This window comes from Marinomonas alcarazii, from assembly GCF_003208215.1.
Taxonomy (GTDB): domain Bacteria; phylum Pseudomonadota; class Gammaproteobacteria; order Pseudomonadales; family Marinomonadaceae; genus Marinomonas; species Marinomonas alcarazii.
In genome coordinates, this window is the sequence record NZ_QKLW01000002.1 from 603,133 (window position 1) to 620,173 (window position 17,041).

A 17,041-nucleotide genomic window follows, 5' to 3' on the forward strand; every position below is an offset into this window, starting at 1 on the left:
CGCCTCTGATCTTTCAAGTACGCAAAAACACGCGCTAAAAAAGCAACTCGGCTTGCTATAATCCAAGCACATCGTTATGGTCATCGACATTTCTTTTTTTAGCATCAGAGTACTCCTTTATGACGGCAACCCATTCTTTCTCAACGCTTGTTCCTGATGTCATCTTAGATGCGGTGGAATCCACCGGTTTGTGGAGTGATTCACGTATCTATCCACTTAACAGTTACGAAAACCGTGTATACCAAATTGGGATCGAAGACAGCTCCCCCGTTATTGCAAAATTTTATCGCCCTGAACGCTGGAACGAAGCGCAAATTCAGGAAGAACACCAAACCCTACTCAAACTGAAAGCGGCCGGTGTTCCAGTAGTGGCACCATTAGAATTTAATGGCGCTAGCTTGTTTGAGCATAAAGACATGTATTTTTGCCTATATCCAAGATTGGTTGGACAACACCCTGAAGCGGACAATTTAGATCAGCTATATCAACTTGGCGAACTGATTGGAAAGCTTCATCAAGCCTTATCAACAACAATGTTTAAAGAGAGACTGAACGTTTCTCCGCTAGCACAAATGGATGTGGCAGCAAATCAAATTTTAACAGGCAACACGCTTCTCAAAGCCCCTCTGCCAAAGGCATTACAGCTACCAGAAAAGCTTAAACCCTTATATATAAAGCAAATTGCTAGGTTAAGAGAATTAAGTGAGGCAAGAATCCAAGCATACTGGCCCACTCAACTTAGACCCATCCATGGTGACAGTCACCGCAGTAACCTCATGCTTCATGAGGGACAATTTCATTTATTGGATTTTGATGATTGCCAAAATGGCGTTGCCGTACAAGACTTATGGCTACACATCACTCAAACAGAAAACCCTAGACAACAATTGAGTGAGATTATCGAAGGTTATGAATCTTATCAGCCTTTTGAAACGCGTGAATTGGATTTGGTGGATGTATTCAAAAGCGTTCGCGTCATCAGCTATGCCGCTTGGCTACAGAGCCGCTGGCATGACCCTGCATTCGTCAAAGCGTTTTCATGGTTTGGTTCTGAAGAATATTGGATAAACCATTTAAACGAGTTAAAAAGTTGCGAATTGGAATGGGGGCAAATTTCTCGATGATCTCATTAGAGCAAAACCTGCATTCACTCTTTGGCTTTGGTGAGTTCCGTGAGGGGCAACAGCAAACAATTGAACAACTCTTATCTGGGCACTCTTCTCTGGCGGTTTTTCCAACAGGGTCGGGTAAATCCTTATGCTACCAATTTACAGCGACACAACTACCACACTTAACCCTAGTGATCTCGCCATTAATTGCCCTGATGCATGATCAATTAGCCTTTCTGTCATCAAAAGGTATCAATGCAGCCTGTTTGGATTCCAGTCAGAGCAAAGATGAAAGCCAGGCGGTCATGTCTGGCGTCCAAGACGGCTCGATAAAAATCTTGATGATTTCTGTTGAACGCTTCAAAAACGAGCGTTTTCGCCGCTTTATTAAACACATCCCTATTTCTATGTTGGTTGTGGATGAAGCACACTGTATTTCTGAATGGGGTCATAATTTCCGACCGGATTATCTAAAGCTGCCCTCTTATCAACAAGAGTTAACTATTCCTTTGGTGCTATTGTTAACCGCAACCGCAACACGTCGGGTTCAACGTGATATGGCGCAAAAATTCACTATTCACCCAGAACACATAGTGCAAACGGGGTTTTACCGCCCAAACTTAGACATCGACCTGATTGCTGTCGACAGTAGCAACAAACTAGTGACCTTAAAAAGCCAAATCGACGAGACCCAAGGCGCGGGCATCGTGTACGTAACTCAGCAGAAAACGGCCGAAGATGTGGCTCGCCATTTACAAACCAGCGGCTACTCTGCGACGGCTTATCACGCCGGATTAGACAGTGAGACGCGACGCACTATTCAAGCCGATTTTATGGCTGGTAAAACGCGCATCATAGTCGCGACCATCGCGTTCGGTATGGGCATAGACAAAGCCGATATCCGTCTCGTTGTGCATTTTGATTTACCAAAATCCATTGAAAACTACAGCCAAGAAATTGGCCGTGCAGGTCGAGATCGTCAACCAAGCCGCTGCGTACTACTCGCCAGCCTTGAAGGCCTGAGCACACTCGAAAACTTTGTCTATGGCGATACACCAGAACCGCAAAACATAGATACTCTGCTCAACAGTATTACAGAGCAAACCTCTCAGTCTACACACTCTTACAATAGCACTCAGTCATTGTGGGAAACGCAGTCATACAGCTTATCTATGCAGACCAACATCAGAGCTTTGCCATTAAAAACACTGTTGGTACAGCTCGAATTGCTCAACGTGCTGACGGCCAAGTACACCTATTATTCTGATGTCAGACTAAAATGGGAAGGCGACCGAAACGAATTTGCTAACCGTATTCCCGATGAATGGCAAGCAGCCTACCAAGCATTATTGAAAGGTATTCAATATAAAAAAATTTGGGGCACACCTGATTTTGACAAGCTATTTAACGAAGCGGGATTATCACGAGGCGATGTACTAGAAATATTAGAATACGCTGCAGATAACAATGTCCTGACACTAGAAAGTAAAGGTTTAACCGACGTCTATGAAGTGCATACTGAGCACTTTCATCACCAAACATTAGTCAGCCAGCTGCATCATTATGTAGAAGAAAAACAAAACGCTGAGATTGCAAGAATCGCCACCATGATTCGCTTTTTCCAGCTAGATCGCTGCTTAAATAATAATCTAGCACGATACTTTGGTGATCAGCATGCACCTGAGCATTGTGGCCATTGTTCAGTTTGCAGAGGAAACATTTTGGTATTTGCGCCACCAGCACAACAGGGAGCAGAAGCTTGGAGCAATATGGCTGAATACGTTAGAGAGTTTACCCACTACCTCAGTAGCAAAAGCCCACCCACTAAGGTTACTGCGGTGTTAATCACTCGTTTTCTGACGGGGTTAACACAGCCTATTTTTACGAAAGTGAAAGCTCGTCAACTAAGTGGGTTTGGCGTTTATGAGGAAAAGAGTTATTCATCTGTGCTTGACGCGGTTACTCAACTTCTTGGCCATCATTAAGTGGCTCTTCGTAGACACTCACTTCAATGAGATTATTATCAAGATCATTAAAATAAACAGACTGAATTGGCCCTTGTGCTCCAGATTTAGACACGGGGCCTTCAAGAATAGTGACATTATTGGCTTTTAGATGAGCAATCACTTCGTCTAACGACCAGTTCGTTATTAAACATACATCACCAGACCCTTCCATTGCATGATTTCTTAACTCTTGCCCAAGCACTTGGAAATTGATTTTTTGCTGGCCAAAGCGCACAGCCTTTCTTCCATTAGCAAAGGTAAATGATTCAAGTTTAAGTGTAGATTCATAAAAAGCGACTGCTCTGTCTATATCCGCCACAGTTAAAACAATGTGGTCAATGTGGCTAATCATCACCCCTTGCCTCCCTTTGAAAGACCAATTAATGGTTTAACATGCTACGAATGATTTCTTAGAAAAACAAGCGCAAAAAAACCTTTATTCGTCTGTTTGTTGGTGCAAATCAACCAGCTTAATGCCCCCATCAATTAAGCCCTGTTTTTGACGGCGTTTTAGCTTTTTCACTCGATATTCCAGTATTAATGCCTCACTCTTTGAACCGACAGACTGAGACCAAACCAGCTCTAGCGGCCCCTTTCCTCGAAGATACCGAGCCGCACGTTTACTGCTACCAGAATGCTCTTTAAAACGTCGCTCCACATCCGTACTGATACCAGTATAAAGCGTGTTTAAACGAGTCTTTATTATATAAAGACTCCATTGAGCTTCTGTTAAAGACGCTTTCTGCTCTTTATTTTCTTTCACCTTATGCCCTTTCAACGCTTAGTAACTCACCATCAACTGCCAATCATTAAAAACAATGTTGATGCGGTCGCTGTCCCCATTGTTAGATTAAACAAACCCCCAGCAATGACAAGGAGCCATCTATCCTTGCGCCCTCCTAGCGTTTTTCACCCTCAACACAACATCACGCAATAGCTGCAAGAAAGTTGCTTGAGACACTTCTATTTGTTGGCGCTCTTTGGTCATGCCAATGTCATTAAGTTGCTCTGCGCTAAGTTTTGCAAGCTTTTTACGTGTTTGAAAACGCTCAATACTTTGCTGAATACAAACAAATAAGCTAACGATTAACATAACCTTCTCCTTCTGAGTGGCACCCTGCAATACGTCATAGGTGCTATGTGTATGAGTAACCACTTTAAGAGAAGACAGAAAACCAATACAGCCTCAGAAAACCACTTTAATAAACATACAGATCACCATTCAATTCGCCTGTATGGCAAAATAACCTCAAATCTGTATGGTAATTTACCACTGTTTATCTTTATATAATCAATACAGACACAGAGACACACAGAAGCTTCAAAGGAAAGACCATGACACTGTATCAAAAGCTTGCGACTCGCCTACGTGAACACATACAGCATGACTTTTATAAGTCTGGCGATAAATTACCTTCAGTACGACAATTGGCGCAAGAACATGGTGTGAGCATTTCTACCGTACAAGAAGCCTATCGTCAGCTTGAACAGGAACAGCTTGTTGAAGCCCGTCCGAAATCTGGCTACTTTGTCTGTATACCTAAAAAGGATAATTTACCCAGTATTTCTCGCCCCCCTCAGCGCCCTTTGGAAGTCTCCCAATGGGAAGAAGTGCTCAACATGTTAATGAATCGCAGTGGCAACAAAGGAGTGCAGTTGCAACACGCCATGCCTGACATGAAAGCCTCAACCTTAAAGCCTCTGCTAAAGACCTTATCTGACTTAACAAAACAGAAACCAGAATTGGGTCTAGGTTATTCGGACGTTAGAGGATCAGAGGAACTGCGCATGCAACTTTGCCGTCTAACGGTAGCCTCTGGTTGCCAACTTCACCCAGACGATATCGTCGTCACATCTGGCTGCCAAGAAGCGCTATCCGTTTGCTTACGAGCGGTGACAGAACCTGGCGATATTATTGCTATTGAATCTCCAAGCTTTTATGGCTCCATGCAGGCGATTAAAGCCGCTAACTTAAAAGCTATGGAAATCCCCACTCACCCAGAAACAGGGATAAGTCTAGAAGCCCTAGAGCTCGCGCTTGATCAATGGCCTATCAAAGCGATTTTTGTGACTCCCACCTGCAACAATCCAATGGGATACAATATGCCCGAGGAGAAAAAGGAACAGCTGTACCGACTGGCGCAAAGTTACGATATTGCCATCATTGAAGACGATATTTATGGGGATATTTCCTATCAATTTCCTCGTCCCAAAGCAATCAAAGCCTTTGACCAAGATGGTCGCGTATTACTCTGCTCGTCTTTTTCCAAAAGCATTGCGCCGGGAACGAGAGTTGGCTGGATTGCGCCTGGACGTTATCGAGATAAAGTCACCCATATAAAATATGTCAGCAGTTCTATGTGTCCCGTTCTCCCGCAACTGGCAATCGCAAAATTTATCCGTATAGGTGGCTATGCCAAACACATACGCCAGATGAGACAGAACTACGAACAACAACGCGATCACATACTCAATGCGATCAAAATACATTTCCCCAGTAACACCAGGGTCAGCTTCCCCGTTGGGGGCTTCATTTTGTGGGTTGAGCTTCACCCAAGTATCGATACGATGAAACTCGTCGAACGTTGCCGCGAAGAAGGCGTAAACTTTGCTCCTGGGCCATTATTTTCAGCAACAGGCAAATATCGTAACTGTTTTAGGTTAAATTTCAGTGAACAAAATAAAGAAAAAAGAGAGTGGGCAATAAAGAGGTTGGCCGCTATTTTGCACGATTCCGACACTCGGATAGAACACAGTGCGCCAGAGACGTCTGCATTGATATAAGATCGAATGTAAAGAAACGCAAATACTCTTAAGGCATTAATTTAAAGGCGACATAATCTTAAAAAGTAAACACTGGACGTATTAAACTAGCGTATAAACACAACATCGACTAGGCCCTTTTCACTAGGATAATTTAATGCTTAAACGGTCTTTCTTAACCATCACAATACTGAGCCTAAGCTTGATACTAGCCGCCTGCAGCAGTTCACAACAACGTGAAGACTATGCTGATAAAGCGCAACAAGAATTAGACTCCGTGAGCGAATCAACAAGCTCACAATGGCAGTCAATGGACGACGTTGCTCCGACCAGTTATTTAACCGACCTCATAAAAGACGAACAACTTGATGAGCTAATACACAAAGCACTCGCAGCAAACCCAAGTTTGCAGAAAACTCAGCTTACCTTAAAAGCGAGTTTATGGAGCCTAAGTTCCCAGCAAGGGAACTCACTGCCCAGCGTGGAAGCAGGTTTATCAGGCAATAAAACCGAAGGCAGCGACACCGCCTATAAAGCAAACCTAGGCATAAGCTGGGAACTGGATTTATGGCAAAAGTTGGCTCAGTCTGAACAAGCTTCAGCAAAATCGCTTGCCAGTGACGAAGCGCTCTATCAGGCCAGCCGCGATACATTAGTGGCGAATGTGATAAAATCCTGGCTCTCCATTACAGCCAAACAACACGCGATAGAAATCGAGCAGAAACGTTTAGCCTTATTGCAATCAAATGAAAAACTGATCCTAAGACGCTTTAGAAATGGCTTAGGGACACTAGAAGAAATGGATGAATCCCGCACCGCCACCTCTCAATCCAAAGCAGATTTAATCGAATACCAAGAAGATCTGGCGATTGAAAAACGTAATTTGCAGCTGTATCTCGGAGAAAATCGGCTTCCCAGCTTTATTGCCAACCCACAATATCCCCGAGTTATTCTGAGCTTAAACGAGCTGCCTCAACAGAGCTTACAGCGCCGACCAGACTTAAAAGCCGCCTACCTTGCCATTGAAGCCGCGGATTTAAGTACATCGGTAGCCTACAAAGATATGCTCCCTAGTATCAGTTTAAGCGCGACATTAAGTGACACAGCGTCATCTCCCAGTGCCGCCTTATTCGGTTCTCCTATTTGGTCTTTACTCGCCCAAATCACCCAACCTATTTATCAGGGAGGGCAACGAAAAGCGGCGGTAGAAATTGCTAAATTGGAAACGGCTCAAGCGTATCAAAACTACCGAGAAACTCTGCTCACTGCAGTCAATGACATCGAGAATACGCTAGGTCAAGAACGCGTATTATCCCAACAAGTCCTGCACATAAAAGACGCCTTAAATAGCGCTCGAAAGAACTTAACTCAATATGAACAAAAGTACCGCTCTGGCTTGGTTGAACTAAGCGATTTAATCAATGCCCAAACCACAGCATTTAATTTAGAAGCGCAGTTAGACAACTTAATTTATCAGCAACTATCCAATAGAGTCGATTTAGGGCTCGCACTCGGGCTTGGAGTAAAACCTTAATGAAACATCTTTCACAGTGGATCACCTTATTATTAGCGGGCGCTGCGATTGCCGGTGTGTATGTCTATGTCACCAGCGCCATGGATGCGCAAAAAAATAGAGTGCGAACACCACGACCTGCCGCACCAGAACAAGCCCTTGAGATTACCACCATCACAGCCGAAGCTGGCAGTTATGCTGCGACCATTACGGCATCTGGGATAGTCAAAACACGCTATGCATTGACCATGACCAGCCAAGTCAGTGGTGAAATCACTCGCTTATCAAATCATTTTGAACCTGGACAAGTCATCAGCAAAGGGCATGTGTTAGCACAGTTGCAAAACACAGAGCTAAACAGCAATGTTGCCAGCGCAGAAAATGCTCTAGCGGCGGCAAACCTCGCGTTAAAAGAAGAAATGCGCCAAGGTGAACAAGCCAGAGCCGAATGGGAAGCGGCTGGCTTTAAGGGGGATCCAGACTCTGATCTAGTGCTAAGAATGCCACAACTTGCCGCGGCCAAAGCCGAGCTTGATGCTGCCAAGGCCGCGTTAGACAATGCAAAATCTAAACTGCAACACACAAAACTAACGGCTCCATTTAATGCCTTAGTGGTGACTCGCGAAGCCTCACTTGGCTCATACATTAGTTCTGGCAGTGAAATTGGTACGCTTTACAGCACCGATCGTGCAGACATAAAAATCGATTTATCCAACAACGACTGGATGAAACTCCCTGATATGAACACTCTGCTAAGCAGTGATTGGCCTGTACAAATTTCAAGCATGGATAAACAGGACACATGGCAAGGCAAGATTCTTAGTGTCAATCAACATATCGATGAAACCACCCGAATGCGCAGTCTATTGGTTAGCCTGGACAATCCTTTGAGCCAAACGCCTATTTTACTGCCAGGGTCATTTGTTGAAGTTTCCATTAAAGGCAAACAACTGAATAACCTATGGAAACTCCCCAATACTGCGCTTAGCCAAAAAAGTGAAATCTGGTATATAGACGAAGACAGTCGTCTTGCCGCGTTTGAAACCACACCGCGTTTTGTCGATTCCAAATACGTTTATATCCAAGTACCGTCCCACATGCTTGACGCTTCTTACCAAGTGATTGTTCAGCCCTACAACAGCTATTTAAAAGGCACCCTAGTGAAGTCACTGAACCTACCAGCCAATAAAGGCGCGCAATAATGACTCCTATTGATCAACCCAAAGGCATTATTCCATGGTTTGCGAATAACCCTGTTGCGGCCAACCTATTGCTTATTTTGGTCATTAGCCTAGGCGTTCTGAACATGGGCTCCATTAACAAAGAGGCCTTTCCAAGCTTAACGCCAAATCGCATTGCTATTTCAGTCAGTAACGACAGTGGTTCAGCAAAAGAAAACGAAGAAGGCATCGCTATTCCGTTAGAAAAAGCGCTGCAAGGTGTATCAGGTATTAAAAATATCACCACCTCCTCTACAGCCAAATCCACCAGCACCACCATCGAAATGCTGGACGGCTATGATATCGACACGCTGTTTGACGATGTGAAAGACAAGGTCGCCCAAATTTCTTCCTTTCCTGATGAAGCAGACCCAGCAGTGGTCAGTAAAGCAACACGGGAAGAGCACGCTATTTGGATTCAATTATACGGTGACGCAGATCGACGAACGCTCCAAAAATTGGTCAGCGAACTGGAATCCGATTTATTGGCAAACGAAAACATCAGTTCGACCTCGATATCTGGTTGGCTAGATCCAACCATCATGATTGAACTCGACAAGAATGCCTTAGAAGCCTATGGGCTTACCTTGTCGGACATAGCGACAGCCATCAACGCTGAATCATCGCCAGCCCAAGTCGCCACACTGCGTGATGAAGCTATCTACCTCACCATTAGTGCCTCAGAGCAAGCGTATATGAAAAGCGAATATGCTCGCATTCCAGTGCAATATAACAGCTCAGGTGGAAAACTATTATTGGGTGATATTGCTACCATTCGCGATGCTTTCGATGAAGATGAATACGTATTGTCACGTTTTAATCGCCAGAATAGCTTAGGTATACAAGTATTAACCACAGGCAATAGTGATATTTCTAACTCTGTTGTAGGGGCAAAAGCAGTAATAGAAGAATGGCAGAACAGCGGACGCTTGCCAGCCAATGTAACACTGGGCACTTGGTATGACCGGAGTGAATCTATTAATCAGCGCCTTGATTTGATGATAGGAAATGCCGTCACTGGCGTATTGCTGGTGTTTATTTTATTAGCGATCTTTCTAAACGTTACCGTGGCATTTTGGGTTGCTATGGGGCTGCCTTTTATCTTTTTCGGCACCCTATTTTTCATGGGAACAGAAAGTGTCGGCCTGACCTTAAACATGTTCACCACGTTTGGCTTTATCATGGCGTTGGGCATAGTGGTCGACGATGCGGTTGTGGTTGGAGAAAGCGTGTACACGGTTCGCTCTAAAGAAGGCGATACCATAGGCAATACCATTAAAGGCACCATGATGGTAGCAGTGCCGACTCTTTTTGGGGTATTCACCACCGTTGCTGCATTTTGGGCGCTATCCAATATCGAAGGTCGTTTAGGTCAACTTTATGCTCAGTTTGCAACCGTGGTGGCAATTTGTTTGATCCTCTCTATCATTGAATCTAAGCTTATCTTGCCTGCTCACCTCGCCCACATAAACACCCAAAAATCCACTAAAACGAATCCACTATCTGGTGCATGGGCCATGGTCCAACGTGGAGCTGATTCTGGCTTACAGTGGTTCAGTAACCGTATTTATAGCCCCACTATAGAGCTCGCGCTTCATTATAGATACGCGGTTTGCGTGCTGTTTATCGCTGTTTTTATATTGGTTATTTCCATGCCATTTACTGGCGCGATTCGGATGAGTTTCTTTCCTCAAATTCCAGGGGATACTGTGCGCGGTACATTGACCATGTTCAACGATGTCAGCTATGGACAGACGAACAAGACCTTATTCGAACTAGAACAAAAAGCCTACCAAGCAGACGCTGTATTACGCAGTACGCCAACAAACACCCAACCAAGCAATACCCAAGTAGCTAGAGAAGCGCAAACACCCAAGGGAGAGGTGGCCATTAAAAATATACAAGTCACCGCAAGCGGTGATCAATCCGGTAACATCCGCATAGAACTTGACGAGAATAGACCCTATACCTCGGCACAATTCGCCAGTAAATGGCAGCAACTTGCAGGCATGCCAGAAGGCGTAAAAAACCTGCGTATTCGTAGTGCTCGTGAAACAGTCGATGCATTAAAAATTGAACTACGAGGCAATGATACCAGTGTCCTTGATGGCGCTATGGAAGAGTTATTAATGCAGTTAGCCACACTTCCCGCTGTCACTGGGGTTGAGCAAAACAACACGCCAACCGAATCAAGGCTCATTTTAAAACTAACAGATCAAGGGCGCTTATTAGGTTTGTCTACCAGCGCTCTCGCTACTCAAGTAGCACGCAATTTTGACGGCCAAGTCGTACAAAAATACCAGCGTGATAATTCAGAAGTTGAAGTTCGCCTTGGCTACCCTAATGACCAAAAAGAATCTCCTGCTGCCGTCATGAATACCAAAATTGTTTTGGAAGATGGTACTCGGGTTCCTCTTTCTACCGTCGCCACACTGTCTCAAGAAGACGCAGAGACGCGTATTATCCGCATCGACGGCAAACGTTCTTTGTATTTGTCGGCAGAAGTCGATAAAGACACCATGTCATCTACCGAAGTGGTTGAATACTTACGAAACGCCGTGGTGCCACAGATGAAGCGTCAGTTTGCCGGAGTTTCGATCTATTTTTCTGGGGAAGCTGAACAAAGAGAAAAGACACAGTCATCTATGTCGGAGATGTTTCTTATCGCCCTGTTGATCATTTATGGACTTTTGGCGATACCGCTAAAATCTTACTCGCAACCGCTTATCATTATGATGGCGATTCCATTTGGTATCATTGGTGCTTTGTTAGGCCATTGGATGAACAACTTAGCACTTGGGATCTTCTCTCTTAACGGCATACTTGCGCTCAGCGGTGTTGTGGTAAATGACAGTCTGTTGCTCGTGTCTCGCTTCAACGACCTTCGTCATGAAACCAGCCACGTCAAAAAAGCCATCAGTCTCGCTTGCCGCAGCCGCTTGCGTGCGGTATTGCTGACGTCTTTCACCACTTTTGCTGGCTTAATTCCGATTCTTTGGGAAACCTCAAGACAAGCACAGATGCTCATTCCTGCGGCGGTTTCTCTCGCTTATGGCATCATGTTTGCCACCGTTATTACGCTGATTTTAATCCCCGTACTGCTCATGATAAAAGAAGATATCCATCTGCTTATAAATCGATTAAAAAACAAGACAGTAGAAGTATTAGAGCCAATTAACGAAGGCAAAGAATAATAAAAGAAGACTCCTTGCCTTGGCCAGACAGGGAGTCTTTATGCTTATTTAATACACTAGGAGGCTAAGCGACTTCATCCCATTCTGGGAAAGGATCAGGCAAAGCAGCCCAGGCATTTTTTCCAGCCAGTAGCTCTTGGTCGCTTAATAAGCAGCGGTCTAATGCTTCTATTACAGCCTCTTTATTCAAGTTCTGACCAATAAACACCAGCTCTTGTCGCATATCTCCAAAAGGTTCGACCCATTGCTCTGCTATCGACTCAAGGTATTCTGGGTCTTGTGGCCATTTGTCTTTGGGTACCGCCTTCCAAAACATACCAGCAAAACCATAATGCGCAATGCCACCGGCTTGGCTCCATTGACCAGCAAACTCGGGGCGGGTCGCTAGCCAAAAAAAGCCTTTTGAACGTAGCAGTTTTCCATACGCTTCTGTTCCATGAAGAAAATCATAAAAGCGCTGAGGATGAAAAGGTCGTCGAGCCAAATAGGAAAAACTGCCAATGCCATATTCTTCCGTTTCTGGCACATGCTCACCACGCATTTCTTTTAGCCAACCCGCCGCTTGTTGCGCTTTTTCAAAGCTAAATTTACCTGTGCCTAGCAAGCGTTTCGGCTCTATTTTGCCTCGATAAATAGGAATAATTTCCGCTTCTGTATTAAAACTACGCAGGATGGATTCAAGCTGTCGTAACTCCGCCTCATTCACCAAATCGGTTTTACTGATCAAGATAACATCAGCAAACTCGACTTGATCGATCAATAAATCCGCCACGCTGCGTTCATCCTCTTCACCAAGAGACTCCCCCGTTTCCTGCAGCGAGATAGCAGCGTCATAGTCTTTCATGAAATTCACGGCGTCAACGACAGTTACCATGGTATCAAGGCGAGCAATATCCGATAAACTCACACCGTCTTCGTCGGCAAAAGTAAAGGTTTCCGCAACGGGCAAGGGCTCGGAAATACCGGTTGATTCAATAACCAAATAGTCAAAGCTATTGTCCTCGGCAAGCTTTCTAACCTCAATCAACAAGTCTTCTCGCAACGTGCAGCAGATGCAGCCATTGCTCATTTCAACGAGCTTTTCCTCGCTACGATTTAGCGACACTTCTTGCTTAATTGTCGCCGCATCAATATTGATCTCACTCATATCATTCACAATCACCGCGACTCTCAAGCCATCGCGATTATTGAGTATATGGCTTAAAACGGTCGTTTTTCCCGCGCCTAAAAAACCAGATAATACCGTCACCGGTAATTTACTCTGCACACTGTCCATAAATCTCTCCCACAAGAATCTGCATGAAATGTTATGATATAACATTCCATGCAGATTAAACAGAAATGAAAAGTGCTAAATACCGCCAATTAATCCGCAGTATTGGAAAGTAAATCTGGATTGGTTATTAGATTTCTCACACCATGAGCATGATCTTCTTTATAGATGTTTTCGCTATCGCACCACACCCCTACTGAATGAATATCAACCTTCGTCACTCTGGGTCGAACATTCCATGTCACTTCAAAAGGTGAGGCTTTTTCATTGTAGTCTGGGCCTGTTGTGGAGCCTGCATAAGTAACAGGATCACCAGTATCAGTAGGAATCCCCGTTGCTTGATACAAACCATCTCTTACATCATGAGATGCCAAAGTATTAAAATTTAATGCCTTATCATCATTAACCACGACATACACTTGAGCCTCTACTCGCAACTGTGGCATGGCTTCACCCTTCACAACACAGGCGGCTAAAGTTGGTCCAGGTTGAACTTCAGCACTGGAGTACACATAATGCACTTCGATAGTATCACCGGGAAAAAGCTCACTATGCTTCCCTTTACAAATCGCGCCAGCTTTAACAGGTTCCAATTCTCTTTGGCTTAGATTACCCGAATAGACATAACCTGTTTGAAACCCTTTTCCATCGCCATTGCCAGCATACTGAGTAAACTCTCCGCCCTTGTGCTCGGCATTTTTGTGAAAATGAATATTACACAGATTCATCTTGTTCGATGCTGGCGCTGGCGCGAACGTGTGTAGGTTACGACCAAAGATCCTATCAATATCCCGTGGAGATTGTGGCCCTACATCCAACCCTGCTGTGTTTCCTTGTAATGCTTGGCGCTGTCTTAGAATTTCTTCATCTGACACAGCCCCTTGATTCGCGGCAAAGGCCAAACCTGACACTAAAGCTAAACCAACACCACCCATAACACTCATCACTTTCATACCTATCCTTAAATGGAAATCCCTACAACATTGTTTAACGCGATATTGAGACTACAAAGCCCAGAGAACATTCCACACAACCCTTGCATTGCTATTTTTTTTCACTTAGCCCCGTTTTATTTACTTTTCCCTTAAATAATTGACATTTAAACGCCATTTTTTCGCGCCAAATAAAAAACGCAATTCCACTATTCAGCACAATGCAAGAATGAGATTGCAGAAGAGAAGAAAAAACACGACAATTAGAAATATATTTCTAAAAAAACCAACAAAAAGAGAACAAAATGCATTTAGATTACATAGATTTGCAACTACTTGCCTTAATTCAAAGTAATGATAGTATTTCCACAGAGTCTATGGCTCAGCAAGTTGGCCTATCCAAAACCCCTTGCTGGCGACGGGTTCAAAAGCTAGAAAATGCAGGCTTTATCAAGCGCCGCGTTGCTCTCTTAGACGCAGATAAACTGGGCCTTGGCGTGTCCGTTTTTGTACAAGTGAAAACCAATCAGCACGATGCAAACTGGGCAGAAGAATTTGCTCACGTTGTGGCGCAATTCCCTGAAGTCGTGGAGTTTTACCGCATGGCTGGGGAGTACGATTATTTATTGCGAGTGCTGGTCAAAGACATCCCTGCGTATGACAAATTTTATAAACGATTAATTAGTGCCACCGCATTAACCGACGTCACCTCTAACTTCGCTATGGAACAGATCAAGTGGACAACTCAGTTGCCCTTACCTAGTCCAATAGAGTGAACGGCAGTAGATTGATTAATGCGGGAAGCCAAGAAAAGGAAACCGCCATGTCCATTGCTGTCGCAGAAAAAAGCGTCAAACCAAACACGAAAGAGCTGTCTAATGAAGAGGCTCTACTTGCCCGTATTCGCGACGGCATCATAGGTAAGGACACGCAAATTGATACACCATTTGGCGCAAGAACCCTCACCTACGCCGACTACACGGCATCGGGTCGTAGCCTAGATTTTATTGAGGACGCCATTCGTCAACATGTGCTGCCGCTTTATGCAAACACGCATACCGAAGCCAATGCCACAGGCCAACAAACCACCACGTTTCGTGAACAAGCTCGCCAACAAATACGTGAAGCCGTCAATGCATCAACAGAGGACTTAGTCGTATTCTGCGGCAGCGGTGCCACCAGCGCGATCAATACCTTAATTAGCCAATTAGGCTTACGCAAACTTAGCACGGAAGAAAAGTCCCAGACGACAGTATTCATTGGGCCTTATGAACATCACTCCAACGAATTACCTTGGAGAGAGTTAGGAATTGAAGTGATTCGAATTCCCGAATCAGAAAGTGGCGATGTATGCTTAGTCACCTTAGAAAAGCAATTACAGGCAAACAAGAATAAGCGCCTTATTGGTAGCTTCAGTGCCGCATCGAACGTCACTGGAATTTTGTGTAACCAAGATGCCATCACAGCCTTGTTACATCGTTATAACGCCTTGGCTTTTTGGGACTTCGCGGCCGCTGCACCTTACGTCGCGCTGGACATCAACCCAAGCTCAGACCCAACCCTTGCCAAAGATGCCATGTTTTTTTCCACCCATAAATTTATCGGTGGTCCTGGCACGCCGGGAATTCTCGTCGTCAAAAAAGCCATTATCGCCAATCAAACACCCAGTCATGTTGGCGGTGGCACCGTATCTTTTGTGACCCCAGAAGATCATACCTTCCTGCCTGTTAGTGAACGTAGAGAAGAAGGCGGCACTCCAAGCATCATTGAATCGATTCGTGCTGGGCTAGTGTTCCAGCTGAAACAAGCCGTTGGCGAAAAAACCATCGAAGCACGCGAGCACGAGCTTGTGCAATTGATCGACAAACATTGGCATAATCACCCGAACATCGAACGTCTTGGACACGCTGATGCCGCACGCTTATCCATTACCGCGTTTCGCATCAAAACCGAATTAGGCTATTTACACCATGGATTTGTCACCGCGTCATTAAATGACTTATTTGGTATTCAAGTCCGCGGCGGTTGTTCATGCGCTGGACCCTATGGGCACCAGCTTTTAGGCATAGACAAAACGGAATCAGAGCGCATTCAGCTGGCATTGAAAAAAGGCGAGAAACTAGTAAAACCAGGTTGGGTTCGCTTCAACTTGAACTATTTCTTAGACGATGCGGAAGCGGTATTTATTCTGGATGCAATCAATTTTGTGGCGAAACACGGCACAACTCTCTTACCGTATTACGCTTATGATCAAACTTCAGACTTATGGCGCTTCCAAGGACAGTCAAACACACCTAAATCACTTGCAAACTTGCTTTGGCAGCAACCAAAAGCGCAACAAAAGCCAAGCTCGACACAAGACAGAAGTCACTACCTAACCCAAGCAGAAGAGATAGTTCAAAATTGCTTGGCAGGAAAATACATCCCGCAACCACAACCCTTCAATCAAGAGTTTAGTGATATTAAGCGTTTTGTGTTGGCTGAGGATTTTGCCTAACTAGAACGGACCGAAGATCATTAATGGAAGGATCCAGAAAAGGGCTAATTAGCGCTTTTCTGGATCAAATTAAACTGCATTCCAGTTCGTAAGATACCTGTGCTCAACACATTGGCTCTTAAACCTCCACGGTGTAGCCAAGCTCTCACTACCTGTGGTGAAGAGATAGAGTCATTCGCCAATGATTTTCCTAATGAGCCACAAGGTTCACACAGTTCGACACCATAAAAGCGCACATCACCAATAGAGAATTCTTGTCCAACTAACTGGTTCAGTCGCACGCCTTGGGTAACAATGTTTCTTCTGGTCGCTGAAAGACTAATACTCTGCCCAAAATTAGCGTTAAACGCCGCAATCTCTTCGCTTTCAACAAAGGTGATGTTTGGGCCATCTAAGCCCTTTTTCCCATAATACCTGTCGCCTACGATACCTTTACCAACGTCCACTTTGACGGCATCAATTCCCATCTGAGATTGTTTAGACTTTTTCGATACGAAAATTGCTTGAATCACCCTTTGTCTCCTAAACAAGTCT

Annotated in this window: 14 protein-coding genes; 8 read left to right on the forward strand and 6 right to left on the reverse strand. The window is 44.6% G+C overall.

The window, feature by feature from the left end:
• The first annotated feature begins 119 nt into the window (after positions 1 to 119).
• A complete protein-coding gene (locus DFP75_RS07670) occupies positions 120 to 1,124 on the forward strand; it encodes a serine/threonine protein kinase (RefSeq protein ID WP_110573901.1) in 1,005 nt (334 codons plus the stop codon).
• Positions 1,121 to 3,094, forward strand: coding sequence for a RecQ family ATP-dependent DNA helicase (locus DFP75_RS07675; RefSeq protein ID WP_110573903.1), 1,974 nt, complete (start codon positions 1,121 to 1,123; stop codon positions 3,092 to 3,094). Before DFP75_RS07670 ends, DFP75_RS07675 begins: the two co-directional genes overlap by 4 nt.
• Here the strand turns inward: DFP75_RS07675 and DFP75_RS07680 are convergent.
• The 3 genes from DFP75_RS07680 to DFP75_RS07690 form a co-directional block, all read right to left on the reverse strand.
• Positions 3,069 to 3,467 (reverse strand): VOC family protein, encoded by a 399-nt coding sequence (locus DFP75_RS07680; RefSeq protein WP_110573905.1) that lies wholly within the window; start codon positions 3,465 to 3,467, stop codon positions 3,069 to 3,071. The two genes, DFP75_RS07675 and DFP75_RS07680, sit on opposite strands and share 26 nt — an antisense overlap.
• An 84-nt stretch (positions 3,468 to 3,551) precedes the next feature.
• On the reverse strand, positions 3,552 to 3,878 hold the full coding sequence (locus DFP75_RS07685; RefSeq protein ID WP_110573907.1) for a GIY-YIG nuclease family protein: 327 nt from the start codon (positions 3,876 to 3,878) through the stop codon (positions 3,552 to 3,554).
• A gap of 120 nt (positions 3,879 to 3,998) precedes the next feature.
• Positions 3,999 to 4,208 (reverse strand): YjiS-like domain-containing protein, encoded by a 210-nt coding sequence (locus DFP75_RS07690; protein ID WP_110573909.1) that lies wholly within the window; start codon positions 4,206 to 4,208, stop codon positions 3,999 to 4,001.
• Positions 4,209 to 4,450: 242 nt separating this feature from the next.
• On the opposite strand from DFP75_RS07690, the gene DFP75_RS07695 reads away from it, so the two are divergent.
• The 4 genes from DFP75_RS07695 to DFP75_RS07710 all read left to right on the forward strand — a co-directional run bounded on the left by DFP75_RS07695 (position 4,451) and on the right by DFP75_RS07710 (position 11,805).
• A complete protein-coding gene (locus tag DFP75_RS07695) occupies positions 4,451 to 5,899 on the forward strand; it encodes an aminotransferase-like domain-containing protein (RefSeq protein WP_110573911.1) in 1,449 nt (482 codons plus the stop codon).
• A gap of 136 nt (positions 5,900 to 6,035) precedes the next feature.
• The gene (locus DFP75_RS07700) at positions 6,036 to 7,412 is read left to right on the forward strand and encodes a TolC family protein (protein ID WP_110573913.1); all 1,377 of its coding nucleotides are present in this window, start codon (positions 6,036 to 6,038) and stop codon (positions 7,410 to 7,412) included.
• Positions 7,412 to 8,593 carry an efflux RND transporter periplasmic adaptor subunit gene (locus DFP75_RS07705; protein ID WP_110573915.1) on the forward strand — a complete coding sequence of 394 codons (1,182 nt, stop codon included), beginning with the start codon at positions 7,412 to 7,414 and terminating at the stop codon, positions 8,591 to 8,593. Before DFP75_RS07700 ends, DFP75_RS07705 begins: the two co-directional genes overlap by 1 nt.
• Entirely contained in the window at positions 8,593 to 11,805 is a 3,213-nt protein-coding gene (locus DFP75_RS07710) for an efflux RND transporter permease subunit (protein WP_110573917.1), read from the forward strand. Before DFP75_RS07705 ends, DFP75_RS07710 begins: the two co-directional genes overlap by 1 nt.
• Before the next feature lie 64 nt (positions 11,806 to 11,869).
• Here the strand turns inward: DFP75_RS07710 and zigA are convergent, their stop codons facing one another.
• Both zigA and DFP75_RS07720 read right to left on the reverse strand, forming a co-directional pair.
• Positions 11,870 to 13,081, reverse strand: a complete 1,212-nt coding sequence (gene zigA, locus DFP75_RS07715; protein WP_110573919.1) for a zinc metallochaperone GTPase ZigA — start codon at positions 13,079 to 13,081, stop codon at positions 11,870 to 11,872.
• 89 nt (positions 13,082 to 13,170) lie between these two features.
• Positions 13,171 to 14,031 (reverse strand): delta-class carbonic anhydrase, encoded by an 861-nt coding sequence (locus DFP75_RS07720; protein ID WP_110573921.1) that lies wholly within the window; start codon positions 14,029 to 14,031, stop codon positions 13,171 to 13,173.
• Between the two features lie 284 nt (positions 14,032 to 14,315).
• Between DFP75_RS07720 and DFP75_RS07725 the strand changes: the two genes are divergently transcribed.
• Together DFP75_RS07725 and DFP75_RS07730 are read left to right on the forward strand one after the other, a co-directional pair.
• Positions 14,316 to 14,786, forward strand: coding sequence for an Lrp/AsnC family transcriptional regulator (locus DFP75_RS07725; protein WP_110573923.1), 471 nt, complete (start codon positions 14,316 to 14,318; stop codon positions 14,784 to 14,786).
• A 47-nt stretch (positions 14,787 to 14,833) separates the two neighbouring features.
• On the forward strand, positions 14,834 to 16,507 hold the full coding sequence (locus tag DFP75_RS07730) for an aminotransferase class V-fold PLP-dependent enzyme (RefSeq protein ID WP_110573925.1): 1,674 nt from the start codon (positions 14,834 to 14,836) through the stop codon (positions 16,505 to 16,507).
• A gap of 44 nt (positions 16,508 to 16,551) precedes the next feature.
• Here DFP75_RS07730 and DFP75_RS07735 read toward each other — a convergent pair whose 3' ends face one another.
• Complete coding sequence (locus DFP75_RS07735) at positions 16,552 to 17,019, reverse strand: MOSC domain-containing protein (RefSeq protein ID WP_110573927.1); 468 nt, start codon at positions 17,017 to 17,019, stop codon at positions 16,552 to 16,554.
• Positions 17,020 to 17,041: the final 22 nt, after the last annotated feature.

Coding starts and splice junctions, on each gene's coding strand:
- DFP75_RS07670 (WP_110573901.1), top strand. CDS start 120: ATGACGGCAACCCATTCTTTCTCAACGCTTGTTCCTGATGTCATCTTA.
- DFP75_RS07675 (WP_110573903.1), top strand. CDS start 1,121: ATGATCTCATTAGAGCAAAACCTGCATTCACTCTTTGGCTTTGGTGAG.
- DFP75_RS07680 (WP_110573905.1), bottom strand. CDS start 3,467: ATGATTAGCCACATTGACCACATTGTTTTAACTGTGGCGGATATAGAC.
- DFP75_RS07690 (WP_110573909.1), bottom strand. CDS start 4,208: ATGTTAATCGTTAGCTTATTTGTTTGTATTCAGCAAAGTATTGAGCGT.
- DFP75_RS07695 (WP_110573911.1), top strand. CDS start 4,451: ATGACACTGTATCAAAAGCTTGCGACTCGCCTACGTGAACACATACAG.
- DFP75_RS07700 (WP_110573913.1), top strand. CDS start 6,036: ATGCTTAAACGGTCTTTCTTAACCATCACAATACTGAGCCTAAGCTTG.
- DFP75_RS07705 (WP_110573915.1), top strand. CDS start 7,412: ATGAAACATCTTTCACAGTGGATCACCTTATTATTAGCGGGCGCTGCG.
- DFP75_RS07710 (WP_110573917.1), top strand. CDS start 8,593: ATGACTCCTATTGATCAACCCAAAGGCATTATTCCATGGTTTGCGAAT.
- zigA (WP_110573919.1), bottom strand. CDS start 13,081: ATGGACAGTGTGCAGAGTAAATTACCGGTGACGGTATTATCTGGTTTT.
- DFP75_RS07720 (WP_110573921.1), bottom strand. CDS start 14,031: ATGAAAGTGATGAGTGTTATGGGTGGTGTTGGTTTAGCTTTAGTGTCA.
- DFP75_RS07725 (WP_110573923.1), top strand. CDS start 14,316: ATGCATTTAGATTACATAGATTTGCAACTACTTGCCTTAATTCAAAGT.
- DFP75_RS07730 (WP_110573925.1), top strand. CDS start 14,834: ATGTCCATTGCTGTCGCAGAAAAAAGCGTCAAACCAAACACGAAAGAG.